General features: G+C 69.6%; 14 protein-coding genes and 1 pseudogene. 9 read left to right on the plus strand and 6 right to left on the minus strand.

Going from position 1 to position 15,819, the window contains the following annotated elements; genetic code table 11:
* Nucleotide 1: 1 nt before the first annotated feature.
* The gene (locus BXA00_RS03655; RefSeq protein ID WP_076516304.1) at nucleotides 2-2,299 is read right to left on the minus strand and encodes an NADP-dependent malic enzyme; all 2,298 of its coding nucleotides are present in this window, start codon (nucleotides 2,297-2,299) and stop codon (nucleotides 2-4) included.
* 107 nt (nucleotides 2,300-2,406) lie between these two features.
* Here BXA00_RS03655 and BXA00_RS03660 point away from each other — a divergent pair, with 107 nt between their 5' ends.
* From BXA00_RS03660 to BXA00_RS03685, 6 genes and pseudogenes are all read left to right on the plus strand, one after another.
* The gene (locus BXA00_RS03660; RefSeq protein WP_076516306.1) at nucleotides 2,407-3,375 is read left to right on the plus strand and encodes a LysR substrate-binding domain-containing protein; all 969 of its coding nucleotides are present in this window, start codon (nucleotides 2,407-2,409) and stop codon (nucleotides 3,373-3,375) included.
* 105 nt (nucleotides 3,376-3,480) lie between these two features.
* The gene (locus BXA00_RS03665; RefSeq protein WP_076516308.1) at nucleotides 3,481-6,231 is read left to right on the plus strand and encodes a cation-transporting P-type ATPase; all 2,751 of its coding nucleotides are present in this window, start codon (nucleotides 3,481-3,483) and stop codon (nucleotides 6,229-6,231) included.
* Nucleotides 6,232-6,280: 49 nt separating this feature from the next.
* Nucleotides 6,281-6,829, plus strand: coding sequence for a hypothetical protein (locus BXA00_RS03670; protein WP_076516310.1), 549 nt, complete (start codon nucleotides 6,281-6,283; stop codon nucleotides 6,827-6,829).
* Nucleotides 6,826-7,317 carry a hypothetical protein gene (locus tag BXA00_RS03675; RefSeq protein WP_076516312.1) on the plus strand — a complete coding sequence of 164 codons (492 nt, stop codon included), beginning with the start codon at nucleotides 6,826-6,828 and terminating at the stop codon, nucleotides 7,315-7,317. The genes BXA00_RS03670 and BXA00_RS03675 overlap by 4 nt, the downstream gene beginning before the upstream one ends.
* Before the next feature lie 70 nt (nucleotides 7,318-7,387).
* A complete protein-coding gene (locus tag BXA00_RS03680; RefSeq protein WP_076516314.1) occupies nucleotides 7,388-8,182 on the plus strand; it encodes an AraC family ligand binding domain-containing protein in 795 nt (264 codons plus the stop codon).
* Between the two features lie 82 nt (nucleotides 8,183-8,264).
* Nucleotides 8,265-9,193: pseudogene (locus BXA00_RS03685) on the plus strand (DMT family transporter).
* On the opposite strand, the gene BXA00_RS03690 reads toward BXA00_RS03685, so the two are convergent.
* Complete coding sequence (locus BXA00_RS03690; protein ID WP_076521775.1) at nucleotides 9,180-9,656, minus strand: MarR family winged helix-turn-helix transcriptional regulator; 477 nt, start codon at nucleotides 9,654-9,656, stop codon at nucleotides 9,180-9,182. The pseudogene BXA00_RS03685 and the gene BXA00_RS03690 sit on opposite strands and share 14 nt — an antisense overlap.
* A gap of 198 nt (nucleotides 9,657-9,854) precedes the next feature.
* On the opposite strand from BXA00_RS03690, the gene BXA00_RS03695 reads away from it, so the two are divergent.
* Nucleotides 9,855-11,207: an MATE family efflux transporter gene (locus BXA00_RS03695; RefSeq protein WP_076521776.1), complete on the plus strand. Its 1,353-nt coding sequence runs from the start codon at nucleotides 9,855-9,857 to the stop codon at nucleotides 11,205-11,207.
* Here BXA00_RS03695 and BXA00_RS03700 read toward each other — a convergent pair.
* On the minus strand, nucleotides 11,131-12,096 hold the full coding sequence (locus BXA00_RS03700) for a LysR substrate-binding domain-containing protein (RefSeq protein WP_076516316.1): 966 nt from the start codon (nucleotides 12,094-12,096) through the stop codon (nucleotides 11,131-11,133). The genes BXA00_RS03695 and BXA00_RS03700 overlap by 77 nt on opposite strands.
* Before the next feature lie 283 nt (nucleotides 12,097-12,379).
* On the opposite strand from BXA00_RS03700, the gene BXA00_RS03705 reads away from it, so the two are divergent.
* Nucleotides 12,380-13,153 carry a sulfite exporter TauE/SafE family protein gene (locus tag BXA00_RS03705; RefSeq protein WP_076516318.1) on the plus strand — a complete coding sequence of 258 codons (774 nt, stop codon included), beginning with the start codon at nucleotides 12,380-12,382 and terminating at the stop codon, nucleotides 13,151-13,153.
* Here BXA00_RS03705 and BXA00_RS03710 read toward each other — a convergent pair.
* A complete protein-coding gene (locus BXA00_RS03710) occupies nucleotides 13,150-13,965 on the minus strand; it encodes an SDR family NAD(P)-dependent oxidoreductase (RefSeq protein ID WP_076516320.1) in 816 nt (271 codons plus the stop codon). The genes BXA00_RS03705 and BXA00_RS03710 overlap by 4 nt on opposite strands.
* Nucleotides 13,966-14,277: 312 nt before the next feature.
* On the opposite strand from BXA00_RS03710, the gene BXA00_RS03715 reads away from it, so the two are divergent.
* On the plus strand, nucleotides 14,278-14,610 hold the full coding sequence (locus BXA00_RS03715) for a hypothetical protein (RefSeq protein WP_076516322.1): 333 nt from the start codon (nucleotides 14,278-14,280) through the stop codon (nucleotides 14,608-14,610).
* 21 nt (nucleotides 14,611-14,631) lie between these two features.
* Here BXA00_RS03715 and BXA00_RS03720 read toward each other — a convergent pair whose 3' ends face one another.
* A complete protein-coding gene (locus tag BXA00_RS03720; protein WP_076516324.1) occupies nucleotides 14,632-15,168 on the minus strand; it encodes a GNAT family N-acetyltransferase in 537 nt (178 codons plus the stop codon).
* A gap of 8 nt (nucleotides 15,169-15,176) precedes the next feature.
* The gene (locus BXA00_RS03725; RefSeq protein WP_076516326.1) at nucleotides 15,177-15,752 is read right to left on the minus strand and encodes a helix-turn-helix domain-containing protein; all 576 of its coding nucleotides are present in this window, start codon (nucleotides 15,750-15,752) and stop codon (nucleotides 15,177-15,179) included.
* Nucleotides 15,753-15,819 lie beyond the last annotated feature (67 nt).

A 15,819-nucleotide genomic window follows, 5' to 3' on the forward strand; every position in this document is an offset into this window, starting at 1 on the left:
TTCAGCCCGCTTCCACCCGGTTGGCGTCCAGCACAGCCATGGCCGTCATGTTGATGATGCGGCGCACGGTGGAGCTGTTGGTCAGGATGTGGACGGGTGCGTTGGCGCCCAGCAGGAACGGGCCCACGGCCACGTTGCCGCCCGCTGCCGTCTTGAGCAGGTTGTAGGCGATGTTGCCGGCGTCCACGTTGGGGCACACCAGCAGGTTGGCTTCGCCCTTGAGCGTGGACGAAGGCAGGATGCGCATGCGCAGGGCCTCGTCCAGTGCGCAGTCGCCGTGCATTTCGCCGTCGATTTCCAGTTCCGGCGCGGCTTCGCGGACCAGTTCCAGGGCGCGGCGCATTTTCTCGCCCGAGGCCGAGCTGCCGGAGCCGAAGTTCGAGCGCGACAGCAGCGCCACCTTCGGGGCAAGGTTCATGCGCGCCATTTCCTGGGCCGCCATGATGGTGAATTCGGCGATCTGCTCGGCGGTGGGATCGTCGTTGATGTGCGTGTCCACCAGCACCACCGTGCGCTCGTCGAGCAGAAGGATGTTCATGGCGGCGTACACGTTGTGGCCCGGACGGCGGCCGATGACTTCGTCCACGAAGCGCAGGTGGTCGTGGTACGCGCCCACCGTGCCGCAGACCATGCCGTCGGCGTCGCCCAGGTGCACCATCATCGCGCCGATCAGCGTCAGGCGGCGGCGCATTTCGACGCGCGCCATTTCCTTGGTGATGCCGCGGCGGCTCATCAGTTCCCAGTAGGTGGTCCAGTACTGGTGGAAGCGCTCGTCGTATTCGGGGTTGGTGACTTCGACGTCTTCGCCCAGCCGCAGGCGCAGGCCGAATTTTTCGATGCGCGAGAGCAGCACGGCGGGACGGCCCACCAGGATGGGACGGGCCAGGCCCTCGTCGACGATCACCTGCACGGCGCGCAGCACGCGTTCGTCTTCGCCTTCGGTGAAGACGATGCGCGCCTTGCCACCGCCGCGCACGATGCGTTTGGCGGCCGAGAACAAGGGCTTCATGAACGCGCCCGAGTGGTACACGAACTGCTGGAGCTGCTCTTCGTAGGCTTCCAGGTCGGCCAGCGGGCGCGTCGCCACGCCGCCTTCCATCGCGGCCTTGGCCACGGCCGGCGCGATGCGCACGATGAGGCGCGGGTCGAAGGGCTTGGGGATCAGGTATTCGGGACCGAACGAGATGTCGTAGGTGCCGTAGGCGGCGGCAACGACTTCGTTCTGTTCTTCTTCGGCCAGTTCGGCAATGGCGTACACCGCCGCCATTTCCATCTCGCGCGTGATGGTCGTGGCGCCCACGTCCAGCGCGCCGCGGAAGATGTACGGAAAACACAGCACGTTGTTGACCTGGTTCGGGTAGTCCGACCGGCCCGTGGCCATGACCACGTCGTCGCGCACGCCGTGCGCCACTTCCGGCAGGATTTCCGGCGTGGGGTTGGCCAGCGCCAGGATCAGCGGACGCGAACCCATCGCGGCCACCATTTCCGGCTTGAGCACGCCGCCAGCCGACAGGCCCAGGAACACGTCGGCGTCCTGGATCACCTCGGCCAGCTTGCGCGCGTCGGTCTTTTGCGCAAAGCGCGCCTTGTCCGGGTCCATCAGCGTGGTGCGGCCTTCGTAGACCACGCCCTCGATGTCGGTGACCCAGATGTTTTCCAGCGGCAGGCCCAGGTCCACCATCAGGTCCAGGCAGGCCAGCGCCGCGGCGCCCGCGCCCGACGTGACCACCTTGACCGTCTTGATGTCCTTGCCCACGACCTTCAGGCCGTTGATGAAGGCGGCCGACACGCAGATCGCCGTGCCGTGCTGGTCGTCGTGGAACACCGGAATGTTCATGCGCTCGCGCAGCTTGCGCTCCACCGTGAAGCACTCGGGCGCCTTGATGTCTTCCAGGTTGATGCCGCCGAAGGTGGCTTCCAGGCCGGCGATGATCTCGACCAGCTTGTCCGGGTCGGTTTCGTTGATTTCGATGTCGAAAACATCCAGGCCGGCGAACTTCTTGAACAGCACCGCCTTGCCTTCCATCACCGGCTTGGAGGCCAGCGCGCCGATGTTGCCCAGGCCCAGCACCGCCGTGCCGTTGGTGATGACACCCACCAGGTTGCCGCGCGCGGTGTAGCGGAACACGTTGGCCGGGTCGGCCACGATTTCCTCGCAGGCCGCCGCCACGCCGGGCGAGTACGCCAGCGCCAGGTCGCGCTGGTTGACGAGCGGCTTGGACGCCACGACGGAAATCTTCCCCGGGGTGGGGTACTCGTGATAGTCCAATGCCGCCTGGCGGTCTGATTGCGTGTTCATGGGGCTGTAGCCTCGCTGTCTTGAAGTTGAAAAATTCTAGGCCCCAAGGCATAAGGTGATCATTCGGATTTAATATTGATCCATTAGCATTACCTTATGCCTTGTCTATGACAGCCTTTGATCCGGATGCCGTCACCCGGAAATTGACCTCGCGCCTGAAGATGCGCCACCTGATCCTGCTCCTGCAGATCGAGCAGCATGGGTCGCTGACCCGGGTGGCCGAGCACATGGCGACCAGCCAGCCGGCCGTGACCAACGCCCTGGCCGAGCTGGAAAGCATGTTCGACGTGCCCTTGTTCGACCGCTCCGTGCGCGGCATGACGCCCACGCCGATGGGCGCCGTGGTGCTGGCGCGGGCCCGGGGGCTGGTCCACGACCTGGGGCACCTGGTGCAGGACATGGAAACCGTGGCGGCCGGGCACGCCGCCCACCTGCACATCGGCGTGATCCCGTTTGTCTCGGGCCAGATGCTGTCGGCGGCCATCGGCCGCACGCTGCCCCAAGGCCGGCAGATCACCGCCACCATCCACGAGGGGCAGGGCCCGGCGCTGCTGCGCCAACTGCGCGACCACACGCTGGACGTGGTGGTGGGATGGGCCACGCCGTCGGTGGACCTGACCCACATTGGCTTCGAGGTGCTGTATCACCAGCAGCCGCGCCTGATCGCCAGCCGCCGGCTGGCCGCCCGGCTGGGCCGGTCGCGGCTGGAATGGAACCGGCTGGCCGACCTGGACTGGATCCTGGGCACGCCGGGCAGCCCGATCCGCGAGCAGGTGGCCAACATCTTCCTGCGCGCCGGGCTGGCGCCCCCGCCCCCGTCGGTCCAGAGCGACTCGTCCAAGCTGATCGGCGAAATGATCGTGGCAAGCGACCGCGCCGTGAGCATTCTGCCGGCCGACATCGCCGACGAACTGGTGCGCATCGCGGGCGCGGCCATCGTCCCGTACTCGTTCGATTGGACGCTGCCGCCGATTTCGATCTTCACGCGGTCGGACGGCCTGCGGCGCAACGTGGAGGCGCTGTTCGCCGCCGCCCTGCGCGAGGTCTACACCCGGGGCGCTCGTCCGCCCTCTTGATCGTCGGCGCGACTCGGGCCGTCGTATCATGAAAGCCGGACTGACCCGTGCGGCCGCCGACTCCCGGCCCGGACGCGGCGCCGGTCCTCCGGGAGGCCGAAGGCAATGACGCAGGCGAGAACGCAGGCTCCGCAAGCTCCTCGACCCTGGCACCAGCTCTCCGTCCACGAGACGCTGGCCATCCAGGTGACCAGCGCCGCTGGCCTGTCCCAGGACCAGATCCGGCGCAGGCAGGAAACCCATGGCCTGAACGCCCTGCCTCCCCCCGCCCGCCGCAGCGCCTGGCTGCGCTTTCTGGGCCATTTCAATGACGTGCTGATCTACATCCTGCTGGCTGCCGCGGTGGTGACCTCGTTGATGGGCCACTGGCTGGACACCACCGTCATCCTGGCCGTGGCGGTGATCAACGCCATCATCGGCTATGTGCAGGAGAGCCGGGCCGAGCGGTCGCTGGACGGCATCCGCAACATGATGTCGAACCGGGCACGCGTGGTGCGCGATGGCCAGAAGGAGGACATCGACGCGCGCGACCTGGTGCCGGGAGACATCGTCATCCTGCGACCGGGCGACAAGATTCCCGCCGACGTGCGGCTGTTCGACGCGCACAACCTGCACGTCGAGGAATCGATGCTGACCGGCGAATCCACCGTCGTCGAAAAGCACGACGCGCCCCTGCCAGGCGACGCGGCGCTGGGCGACCGCCTGAATATCGGGTTCTCGGGCACGCACGTCAGCGCGGGCAACGCGCGCGGCATCGTCATCGCGACCGGCAGCGACACCGAGATCGGCCACATCAATCGCATGATGACCGACGTGCATGCGCTGCAGACGCCGCTGCTGCGGCAGATGGCGCTGCTGGGCAAGCGCATTTTCCACGTGGTGCTGGTGATGGTGGCGGTGCTGTTCGTCGTGGGACGCTACCTGCTCGGCATGCCGCTGCCCGACCTGCTGCTGTCCCTGATCAGCATCGCGGTCGCCTCCGTGCCCGAAGGCCTGCCCGCCATCATCTCCATCATCCTGTCGCTGGGCGTGCAGCGCATGGCGCGCAACCGCGCCATCATCCGCAAGCTGCCGACCGTGGAAACGCTGGGCGCGATGACGGTGATCTGCTCGGACAAGACTGGCACCCTGACCATGAACGAGATGACCGCCAAGAATGTGCTGCTGGCGCAGGGCGTCTACCACGTGGCGGGCGACAACTACCAGCCCATCGGCGAGATCACGCGCGCATCCGACGGGCTGCCGGTGGACTGGCGGCACGAAGACGCGCTGACCCGCTTCGTGCGCGCCGCGGCGATCTGCAACGACAGCCAGTTGCACGAGGACGCCGACGGTCAGTGGCGCATCGTGGGCGGCCCCACCGAGGGCGCGATGATGGTGCTGGCGGCCAAGGCGGGCCAGGGCCTGGACGGCGTGGCCAAGCATGGCAAGGTGCCGTTCGACTCCGGCTACAAGTACATGGCGCGCCGCTGCGACGACCACGGGCACAACCTGATCTACGTCACCGGCGCGCCCGACGTGCTGTTCAGGCTGTGCGCGCACGAGCAGGGCGAGCATGGACCGCAGCCGCTGCGCCTGGACTACTGGGAACGCGGCCTGGCGGCCTTTGCGCAGCAGGGCCTGCGCACGCTGGCCGCGGCTTACAAGCCCGGCGCGGCGGGCGCCACCGCGCTGAGCCACGCCGACTTCCAGGACGGGCTCATCCTGCTCGGCGTGGCCGGCATCATGGACCCGCCCCGCCCCGAGGCCATCGCGGCCATCGCCCTGTGCAACCAGGCGGGGATCCGCGTGAAGATGATCACCGGCGACCATCCCGAAACCGCGCTCGCCATCGGCGCGATGCTGGGCATGACGCACGTGCGCGAGGCCGTCACGGGCGCGCAGCTCGAACAGATGAACGACGAGGAACTGGCCGCGCGGGTGCGCGACCATGACATCTTTGCCCGCACCAGTCCCGAGCACAAGCTGCGCCTCGTGCGCGCGCTGCAGGGCATGGGCGAGGTGGTCGGCATGACAGGCGACGGCGTCAACGACGCCCCCGCGCTCAAGCAGGCCGACGTGGGCGTGGCCATGGGCATCAAGGGCACCGAAGTCACCAAGGAAGCCGCGGACATGGTGCTGGCGGACGACAACTTCGCCTCCATTGCCTATGCGGTGCGCGAGGGACGCCGCGTCTACGACAACCTGAAAAAGACGATCCTCTTCATCCTGCCGACCAACCTGGCGCAGGGCCTGCTCGTCATCGCCGCGCTTCTAGCCGGCGCGCAGGCGCCGCTGACGCCATTGCAGATCCTGTGGATGAACATGGCCACGTCCATCACGTTGTCGTTCGGCCTGGCGTTCGAACCCGCCGAGCCCGGCATGATGCACCGGCCGCCACGCGATCCGGCGAAATCCATCCTCGACGCCTTCGCCATCTGGCGCATCGCCTTCGTGGGCCTGCTGTTCATGGCGTCGGCGTTCGTCATCGAGAAAAGCCTGATCGCCGCGGGACGCGACGCGGACTTCATCCGCACCGTCATTCTGCAGACGCTGGTGACGGCGCAATGGACCTACCTGTTCAACTGCCGCCTGCAGGACCGCTTTCCGCTCACGCCCAGCATGTTCCGCAACAAGGCGCTGTGGCTGGTCACGATCCTGCTGGGGCTGCTGCAATGCGCCTTGATCTACCTGCCCGGAATGAACCGCGTGTTCGGCACGGTGCCGCTGCCGCCCGAGTACTGGACGCTGACCCTGGTGGCCGCGGGCGTGCTGTTCTGCATCGTCGAGGGCGAAAAGTGGGTGCTGCGACGGTGGCGCGCGCGCCGCACACAAAAAATGCCAATAAATGTAAAGGTCCCCGCCGCAAGGCGATGAGCGCTCCTATACTTGCGGCCGCCAGGTTTCACGCAGGAGGGCTCGCCGCTTGTTCACCATCTCTACAACCATCGCGAGCCGCCGCGCGCTGACCCTGCTGGGCCTCGCCGCGCTGGCTGCGCTGTCGGGCTGCGGCTCGCTGCTCGGCGAAGGCACCGGCGCCGCGGCCGGCATCGCCGGCACCGCCATCGCCAACAAGGTCACGGACAACGCCACTGTCGCCACCGGCATCGGCCTGGGGGTGCAGGCCGGCGCCAAGGCCGCGCTGGCCTATGCGCAGCGCCAGACGCGCGGCGAGGAACAGGACGCCATCGCCAGGGCGGCCGGTCCGCTGGCGGTCGGCAAGGTGGCAAACTGGAACGTCAAGCACGCGCTGCCCATCGAAGAGGACGCGCGCGGCCAGGTCACCGTCAGCCGCCTCATCGGCGGCGCCAATCTCGAATGCAAGGAAGTGGTGTTCTCGGTGGACACGCCGGCGGACAAGCCGGACGCCGATCCGCTGCGCGAGTTCTACGTCACTACCGTGTGCCGAGACGGCGAGCACTGGCGCTGGGCCAGCGCCGAACCCGCCACGGCGCGCTGGGGTTCGCTCCAGTGAGGCGCGCGCTGGGCATGCTGGCGCTGGCCGCCAGCCTGGGCCTGGGCGGCTGCCAGAGCTCGTCCATCGGCCCCGCCACCGGCGCGGTGGTCGGCACGCTGAGCGGCGCGGCCACGGCCAATCCGGTCGCGGGCTTTGCGATCGGGGTGTCGGTGCAGGCGGCCGTGGACGCCACGGTGAAGTACGTCTTGCGCGAATGGAAAGACGATCAGCAGAACGTCATGGCCAACGCGGTGGGCGCGCTGCCTGTCGGCGAGGTGCGGCAATGGCAGATCCAGCGCACGCTGGCGGTGGGCAACGAGCGCGGCAGCATCCAGGCCGTGCGCGACATCGAGACGCCGCTGGCGCATTGCCGTGAAGTGCTGTTCACGGTGGAACTGGAGGGCGCCGCCCCCGCCTACGCCAGCACGATCTGCCGGCGGCAGGACGGCCAATGGAAGTGGGCGGCGGCCGAGCCATCGGTGGCGCGCTGGACCGGCCTGCAATAGCGCCAGCGCGCTTGCTCCCCGCCTGCCCGGCGCGCGATACTGGGCCGACGCCCTTCGCCTCCCCTTCCCCATGTCCGCAGGCCGCTTTCTCATGCAGCGCAGCGCCCTCCCCGGCGTGCAGGCCGTGGACGCGTGCAGCCGCCACGCGTTCGCGCGCCATACGCACGAGCAGTTCGGCATTGGGGTGATGCGCGAGGGCGCGCAGGTGTCGCACAGCGGGCGCGGCCAGGTCGAGGCGGGGCCGGGCTACGTCATCACCGTCAACCCTGGCGAGGTGCACGACGGCGCGCCGATCGGCGGCGGCGTGCGCGCCTGGCAGATGCTGTATCTGGATCCGGGGGTGATCGCCCAGGCCGCCGCGGCCTATGAATTCGAGCACCCTGCCCGAAAGCAACCCGGTCTTGCCCGCGACGTCCTGGCGCTGTATGCGCTCGTCACGTCGGGCGCGGCGCCGCTGGCGTGCGAGGCGCTGCTGCTGCGCGTGCTGGCGCAGGCGGGCGGTGCGCGCGGCGCGCCTGCCGCGGTCCCGCCCTCGCGCGGCGTGCCGGCCTCGCTTCGCCATGCGCTGGCCCTGGTCGACGACGATCCGGCCGCCGCGCTGTCGCTGGCCGACCTGGCCGCCGCCAGCGGCCTTGGCCGCTACCAGGTGTTGCGCGCCTTTCGGCGCGCAACCGGGCTGACGCCGCACGCCTACCAGATGCAGCGCCGCCTGCTGCTGGCGCGCCGGCTGATCCGGCAGGGCATGGCGCTGGCCGATGCGGCCGCGGCCGGCGGCTTTGCCGACCAGAGCCACATGACACGCCTGTTCGTGCGCGCCTACGGCGTGTCGCCGCGCGGATACGCACTGGCCGCCCGCGGCGCCTGACGGCGCGCCTTCCCGCAATTTCGTTCAAGACCGGATGTGTTCCGGCGCCCTACGCTGCGCCTTTTCCACAAGGACGCACACCATGGGCATCAGCGAACGAAGGCGCGGCCACGTCTACCTGGCGGCAGCCATGGTGCTGGTGGGCAGCACGGTCACCGTCAGCAAGATCATCGGCGCCGGCTCCCGCCCTTCACCGCCACCGCGTTGCGCTTTGCGATCGCGCTGCCCTGCTTCGCCCTGCTGATGGCCGCCACCGGCGCGCGCTTCCCCCGGCTGGGCCGGCACGACTGGCTGCTGCTGGCGGTACAGGCCGTCGCCGGGAGCGTCGGCTACACGACGCTGCTCATCGCCGGGCTCCAGCGCACCTCGGCGGTGGACGGCGGCATCATCCTGGGCACATTGCCGCTGGTGACTGCCGCGATCGCCATGCTGGTGCTGCGCGAACGGCCCGGCAAGCCGGCGCTGGCCGCCATCGGCATCGCCGCGTTCGGCGTGTGGCTGATGTCGCGCAACGCCCACGACGCGGGGAGCGCGGGGTCGCTGACGGGCAACGCGCTGATCCTGGGCGCGGTGGCCTGCGAAGGCCTCTTCATCCTCCTGAACAAGCGACTGCGCACGCCGGTCGCGCCGCTGGCGTTGTCGACCCTGATGACGGGCTTCGGACTGGCGTTTTCGGCCCTGGTCTGCCTGGTCGAAGCGCCCTGGACCGTGTCCCTGACGCCCGCCGCGCTGCTTGCCGTCGGCTACTACGCGCTGGTGCCCACCGTGGGCGGATTCCTGCTCTGGTACGCGGGCGCTGCGCGGGTGGACGGGGCGGAAGCGGCAATGTTCACGGCCCTGGCGCCGGTATCGGCGGTGCTGCTGGCCGCGGGGCTGCTGGGCGAAGCGCTGTCCGCCAGCCAGCTCGCCGGCATGGCCTGCGTGCTGGGCGCGGCGCTGGCGCTGGGGCGGGCGCGGGCAGGGCCAGCCCCGTCCCCGGCCCGAAAGCGCACGGCGTCTACCCGCGGCTGAAGGCCAGCGCGAATTCGTCGGAAAAGATGTCCGCCAGCGACCGCCGCAGGGCCGCCGCGCGCTCCGCGCCGTAGGCCGCCTCGAAGCGCTGTTGCGCGTCCTTCCAGAGGCGGCGGGACTCCGCCAGCTTCGCGCGGCCCGTCTCGGTGAGTTCGACCCGGCGGCTGCGGCCGTCGAGCGGGTCGCGCATCATGCGCACATAGCCGTCGCGCTGCAGGGGCTTGAGGTTGTGGGCCAGCGCGGACCGGTCCAGCACCATGGCCCGCGCCAGGTCCGTCATGGAGGGCGACCCGGCGCGCGCGATATGGACCAGGATGGAATGCTGCGAGACTTTCAGTCCGCACGGCGCCAGCACCGAGTCGTAGAGCTGCGACACGCGGCGCGTCGCCTTGCGCAACGCGGCGCCGTTGCAGATGAGCGGATCCGTGGGGACGGCGGCGCCAAGAGGCGGGGCATCGGACATGGCAGGCGGCATGGGTAAGTCTGCGGGTGAGGACATAACGCTACTGCCGGGGCGGTCCCGCGTCCAGTGCGTGATTTCCAGTGCGTGATTGACAGATATTGGCATATGCACGTAAATTTTATCGACCTTTTTCACAGGCCTGCCCCGTCCATGCCAGCGACTGCCCCGCCCCGCCCCGCCAATGCGCGCTTGCAGGCCATGCTTCACGCCCCCATCGCGCCCACGCTCGCGCGGCTGGCCTGGCCCAATATCCTGATGATGCTCGCGCAGTCCTCCACCGGCCTGATCGAGACCTGGTTCCTGGCGCGGCTGGGCACGCCCGTGCTGGCGGGCGTGGCGCTGGTGGTGCCGGTGCTGATGCTGATGCAGAACATGTCGCAGGGCGCGATGGGCGGCGGAATCTCCGCCGCCGTCGCGCGGGCCCTGGGCGGAGGCCGGCAGCTTGAAGCGGACCAGCTCGTGCTGCACGCCGTCGTCCTCAATGCGCTGCTGGGCATCGTCTTCTGCGTGCTGCTGCTGGCGTTCGGGCCGGCGCTGTACCGGGCGCTGGGCGCCGAGGGCGCGGCGCTCGACGCGGCGCTGGCCTATTCCAACGTCATCTTCGGCGGCATCGTCCTGATGTGGCTGATGAACGCGTTCGCCAGCGCCATCCGCGGCACGGGCAACATGCTGGTGCCCGGCGCGGTGATCTGCGGCGGCGCGCTGCTGCTGGTGCCGCTCTCGCCCTGCCTGATTTTCGGATGGGGGCCCTTCCCGGCCCTGGGCGTGGCGGGCGGCGGCTGGGCGCTGGTGATCTACTACGCCGTGGGCACGCTCATCCTGGGCGCGTACTGCGCCAGCGGCCGCAATGCGGCCCGGCTGGTATCCAGCAAGCTGCACGCGGGACTCATGCGCAGCATCCTGAGCGTGGGCGCGCTGGCCACCATCAACCCGCTGCTGACCAACGCGCTGGTGGCCCTGACCGCCGCGCTGGTGGGCGCCTATTCGGGCGAGGCCGCCCTGGCGGGCTACGGGGTCGCGGTGCGCCTGGAATATCTGCTGATGCCGATTGCCTTCGGCCTGGGCGCCCCGATGGTGGCGATGGTGGGGTCCAACATCGGCGCGGGCCAACCGGAGCGCGCCATGCGCATCGCCCTGACCGGCGGCGCGATGGCCTTCGTGCTGGCCGAAGCCATCGGGCTGGCGGCGGCGTTCTTTCCCGAAGCGTGGCTGCGCCTGTTCGGCGCGCAGGACCACATGCTGCAGGCCGGCGCGGACTACCTGCGCATCGTCGGTCCGGTGTATGGCTTTTTTGCGCTGGGCTTTTCGCTGTATTTCGCGTCGCAGGGCGCGGGGCGCCTGAAATGGCCGCTCACCGCGGGATTCCTGCGCCTGCTCGTCGGCATCGGCGCGGGCGGCATCGCGCTGCACCTGACCGGCTCGCTGACAGTGTTTTTCGTGTTCTCGGCCGTGGCGATGTGCCTGTATGGGCTGATCATCCTGGCGGCCGTCGCGTCGGGCTCCTGGTTCGACCGCGGGCATCTGCCGGGACGCCGGCTGTTCGCGCGATAGGCGCCACCGGCGCGTCACGCAAGGCGTACGCCACGAGGTCGGCCGCATAGGCGGGCAGGTCGTCGCGCACGCACAGCACCAGGTCGCGGTCGGCCCACGCGTCGGCCAGCGCCACCCGGGCCACCCCGGCCGCGCGGCCATATCGCACGGCGGCCGCGCGCGGCACGATGGCGACACCCACGCCCTGCCCCACCATCCTGCAGACGGCCTCGAAACCGCGCAGCCGCACGCGGTAGGACAAGGGCTTGCCGCTGCGGCGCGCGTGGTGCGCGATGTGTTCCTCGAGCGCGCTGCCCTGCACCAGTCCCACGAATTCATGCCCGGCCACGTCGTCCAGCTGCACCTGCGGCCGCGCCGCGAGCGGATGGCCCCGCGGCACGATCAGTGTCAGCGGATCGTGGCGGAAGATGCGCGTGCGCAGGCCATGCAGGTCGGCCGAGTCCGCCAGCACCCCGATGTCGCACGCGCCGGCGCGCAGCGCATCGGCGATCTCGTGGCTGAGCCGCTCTTCCAGGTCGACGGAGATGCGCGGATGGTCTTTGAGAAACGCGCCCAGCACCGGCGGCAGGTATTCGCTGAGCGCCGTGGTGTTGCACAGCACGCGCACGTGCCCCGCCAGGCCGAGGCCGTAATGGTCCAGCTCGCCGCGCATGCGGTCGATCTGGCCCAGCACCAGCCGGGCGTGGTGGACCAGGGTACGTCCGGCCGGCGTGGCGTCGACGCCGCGCGGCTCGCGCACCAGCAGCGCCACGCCCAGCGCGTCTTCCATGCCCCGGATGCGCTCGCTGGCCGACGCCAGCGTCATGTGCGAACGGCGCGCGCCGCCCGTGATGGAGCCGCTTTCGTGCACGTTGAGAAAGAGACGAAGATCGGTCAGGTCGAATCGCATGAAAAAAGCGTAGCACGCCAGCCTCAGGCGCTGCCATAGCCTGGGTACGCAAGATCCCGATAGGCACGTGTGCATCACGCACGACAGAATGCGACCCGTACCCACCCCGATTAGGAAATGCCGTGCATATCGCAATCCTGCACCTTTTCGCCACGCGCCGGCCGCCGTCGGCGTTGGCCGCGATGGCGAACCCTGCCTCAGGCCTGGCCGAAGCGAAACGCGGATCGGACCGTGACATCTTTGCTGCCCGGCGGCACGCGCCGCCCGCCCCCTGCGAGGCCGCATGAACCTCCTCGATCCGGCGCTGCTGGGCGCCATCGTTGCCGTGTTCGTGCTGGCCGGCGTGGTCAAGGGCGTCGTGGGCCTGGGCCTGCCCACCATTTCCATGGCATTGCTGGCGCTGGTGATGGCCCCGGCGCAGGCGGCAGCGCTGCTGATCGTGCCGTCGCTGATCACCAATCTCTGGCAGGCGCGGCCCTGGGCCACGCTGGGCGCGGTCCTGCGCCGCATCGCGGGCATGCAGGCGGGCGTCTGCGCCGGGACGCTCGCCGGCGCGCTGTGGCTGGGCCCACCCTCCGGCCAGTGGGCCGGCGTGTGTCTCGGACTGGCGCTGGCGGCCTATGCCGCCTGGGGCCTGTTCGGCGCGCCGCCCCAACTGCCGCCAGATATGCCGCCCCGCCGCGCCCAGTTGCTGGGCGCGGCCGCCGGCGCGCTCACCGGCGTGATCACTGCCGCCACGGGCGTGTTCGTCATCCCCGCCGTGCCGTATCTGCAGGCGCTGGATCTGGACAAGGATCAGCTCATCCAGGCCATGGGGATTTCCTTCACGGTCTCGACCGTGGCGCTGGCCGCGGGGTTGGGACTGAATGGCGGATACACCGCCGGCGCCGCGGGCGCCTCGCTCCTGATGCTGCTGCCCGCGCTGGCCGGCATGGCCCTGGGCCAGCGGCTGCGTCACCGGCTGTCGGCGCGCACGTTCAAACTGTGCTTCATGGTCAGCCTGGCGCTGCTGGGCGCCTATCAGGCCGCGCGCGGCCTGGCGGTCATCGGGGCCTAGGCGGCCAGCCGCCGTTCATCCACGAAGCCGATCGACACCGACATCTCGCGCCAGCGCGCCAGTTCCTGCTGCACCGCCTGGATCTTGCCGCGCGCCTGGTCGAATGCGTCGCGGCCCAGGAACAGGTGCAGGGGCGCGTACTGGGCCTGCGCGGCATGGATCAGCGCCTGCGCCGCCTTGACCGGATCGCCGCCCTGGTCCGGCGCGCGCGGCCCGCGCGCGGACAGTTCGGGCGAACCGCCGGGATCGCCGGCGCGCATCGCGCCCGGATAGACGAGCGACACGCGGATGCCCAGCGGCGCGGCCTCGGCGGCCAGGGTTTCGGTCAGGCCGCTGACCGCGAACTTGGCGGCGCTGTAGGCGCCCCACTGCGCGCAGCGCCCGTCAAAGCCCAGGATCGACGAGATGTTGAACACATGCCCGCCGCGCTGCGCGCGCAGGCGCGGCATCACGGCGCGGATGACGTTCAGCACGCCGAACACATGGGTATCGAAGGCGCCGCGCAGTTGCGCATCCGACAGGCTGTCCAGCGTCCCTTGCGGCCCCTGCCCCGCCCCGTTCACCACCACGTCGATGCCGCCGAACGCGGCAATGGTCGCGTCCACGGCGCGGCGCACGGCGCGTTCGTCGGCCAGGTTGACCGTCAGGGGCAGAAAGCGGCCTTCCAGCTTGGCGCCCACCGCCTCCAGCAATGCATCGCCGTCGCCCGACGTGGCCGCCACCTTGTGGCCCTGGTCCAGCAGCATTTTGACGAGCACCAGGCCCAACCCCGCCGACGCATCCGTCACCAGCCAGATTTTTTCCGTGTTCATGTGATTCCCTTCCCTTGCTCGCGGCGGCCGGCGAGATGCCTGCCCCCCCCGGTCCGAGGCTGGCGCGCTCCGCAGAGCCGATGGCCAGCACGGCCCTGGACAGGATAGTAAGAACCGGGGATAGGCCCGTACAGGCTCGATCTTGCGTGAAACCTGCCTATTTCTACGGCGATGCGCGCGGGGCCGTCCGGACGCGGACATCCGGCGCGGCCGGCAGGCCCGCCCGATATGGCGGATAATCCGTCTGTTTGCCGCCGCCACGCGCGGCGGATCATTGCGGCGCCTTTTGCCCCGCAGCTTTCGGAGTCAGCTATGTATCGCGGCATTGAGGCGATCGAACACTTCATGGAATCCATCGGCCTGCCCTGGCAGCCCGGCAAGACCGCGCGCGCCGAACTGCGCGCCAGCTACCGTATCGGCAACACCCGTCCGCTGGGCATCGACTGCACGCTGGTGGAGTTCCACTGCGACGCCAAGCGGGCCAAGGTATGGGTGCCGGAATTCTCGCGCACGAGTTTTCACCAGTGGTTCGAGGTGCCCTACCAGGAGTTCGAATTCACGCCCGGCGGCTCCATGCTCAAGATCAAGGCCGCGGCCCGCGGCAACGCGCCGCCCTACAGCGTGGGCATCAAGCCGCTGGCCTGATCGCCTCGCCGGGCACGCCGTTCAGAGCTGCTTGTACATGATCGTCGTGCCGTCCACCTTGGCCGGGTCGACCGGATCGCGCGCAAAGCCCGGAATCACCCCCACCGTCTGATAGCCCAGCGCCGCATACAGCGGCTCGGCCGCGTCGCCCGTGCGCGTGTCCAGGGTGAGCAGGCTGCGGTTCAGCCGGACCGCCATGGCCTCGACCTCGCGCATCAGCCGGCGCGCAATGCCCTGCCGGCGCCAGTCCGGATGCACCAGCAGCTTGCGCACCTCGGCGCGGTGCGGCTGGTTGGGCGGCGTGTCGGTATCGAGCTGCACGGAACCCGCGATCCGTCCGTCCACGCGCGCCGCCCACAGGGTGAGCGCGCCGCTCCGCACGCCCGGCAGCACCTTGCCGCGCCAGAACGACGCCGCGTCCTCAAGGGTGTAGGGCAAGACGAAACTGACGCTGGCGCCCGCGTGCACGCAGGCGTGCAGCAGGGTGGCGAGCTCGGGCACGGCGGCCGCGGCGGCGTCGGCCGGCAGCGGCATCACTTCAAGGCAGGCAGAGGTCATGGCGGGGCTCAGACGATGAAAAGCAGATAACGGGCGCCGCTGTGCGGCGGGGTCGCGAAGGCGCTGGCGCCGAACAGCTGATAGCGCAGGCAGTCGCCCGGAAGCAGCCGATGCGCCTGGCCATCCACGGTGATGGACAGTTCGCCATCCAGCATCAGCAGATGGTGTTCCAGCCCCGGGCGCGGCGATTGTTCATAGGCGATGCGGGCGTTCGCGGCCAGTTCGCAGGCCAGCACCTCGCCCGCGAGCCGCTGCGACGGCGGCGACACCGACCGGCGCCGGAAGCCGACGGAGTCGTCCACCCACACCGCCTGCGCCTGTTCGGGCACCCGGGCGACGAAGTCGTCCTCGACCATCAGCATCAGGCGCGACATGGTCAGACCATAGGCGGCGCACAGTTTGCCGAGCACGCTGGCGGTCGGACTGACCTCGGCATTTTCGAGCCGCGAGAGCGTCGCGCGGCTGATGCCGGCGCGGCCGGCCAGATCGTCCAGGGACCACCCCCGGTCCTGGCGCAGCATTTTGAGGCGGGCGGCAAGACGATGATCCAGCCCGGCGTCGGCGGCGGTCGTTGATTTTTCCATAATCGGGAATTTATCCCAGATATGAAATTCGGTCGACTGCGTGTATTCCCCAATGCGGATCCCGCCC

This window comes from Achromobacter sp. MFA1 R4 (assembly GCF_900156745.1).
Classification (GTDB): Bacteria; Pseudomonadota; Gammaproteobacteria; order Burkholderiales; family Burkholderiaceae_B; genus Achromobacter.

What these genes read in the sequence shown, in the direction of transcription:
- BXA00_RS03655 (WP_076516304.1), bottom strand. Translation starts at nt 2,299, where the DNA reads ATGAACACGCAATCAGACCGCCAGGCGGCATTGGACTATCACGAGTAC.
- BXA00_RS03660 (WP_076516306.1), top strand. Translation starts at nt 2,407, where the DNA reads ATGACAGCCTTTGATCCGGATGCCGTCACCCGGAAATTGACCTCGCGC.
- BXA00_RS03665 (WP_076516308.1), top strand. Translation starts at nt 3,481, where the DNA reads ATGACGCAGGCGAGAACGCAGGCTCCGCAAGCTCCTCGACCCTGGCAC.
- BXA00_RS03680 (WP_076516314.1), top strand. Translation starts at nt 7,388, where the DNA reads ATGTCCGCAGGCCGCTTTCTCATGCAGCGCAGCGCCCTCCCCGGCGTG.
- BXA00_RS03690 (WP_076521775.1), bottom strand. Translation starts at nt 9,656, where the DNA reads ATGTCCGATGCCCCGCCTCTTGGCGCCGCCGTCCCCACGGATCCGCTC.
- BXA00_RS03695 (WP_076521776.1), top strand. Translation starts at nt 9,855, where the DNA reads ATGCTTCACGCCCCCATCGCGCCCACGCTCGCGCGGCTGGCCTGGCCC.
- BXA00_RS03700 (WP_076516316.1), bottom strand. Translation starts at nt 12,096, where the DNA reads ATGCGATTCGACCTGACCGATCTTCGTCTCTTTCTCAACGTGCACGAA.
- BXA00_RS03705 (WP_076516318.1), top strand. Translation starts at nt 12,380, where the DNA reads ATGAACCTCCTCGATCCGGCGCTGCTGGGCGCCATCGTTGCCGTGTTC.
- BXA00_RS03710 (WP_076516320.1), bottom strand. Translation starts at nt 13,965, where the DNA reads ATGAACACGGAAAAAATCTGGCTGGTGACGGATGCGTCGGCGGGGTTG.
- BXA00_RS03715 (WP_076516322.1), top strand. Translation starts at nt 14,278, where the DNA reads ATGTATCGCGGCATTGAGGCGATCGAACACTTCATGGAATCCATCGGC.
- BXA00_RS03720 (WP_076516324.1), bottom strand. Translation starts at nt 15,168, where the DNA reads ATGACCTCTGCCTGCCTTGAAGTGATGCCGCTGCCGGCCGACGCCGCC.
- BXA00_RS03725 (WP_076516326.1), bottom strand. Translation starts at nt 15,752, where the DNA reads ATGGAAAAATCAACGACCGCCGCCGACGCCGGGCTGGATCATCGTCTT.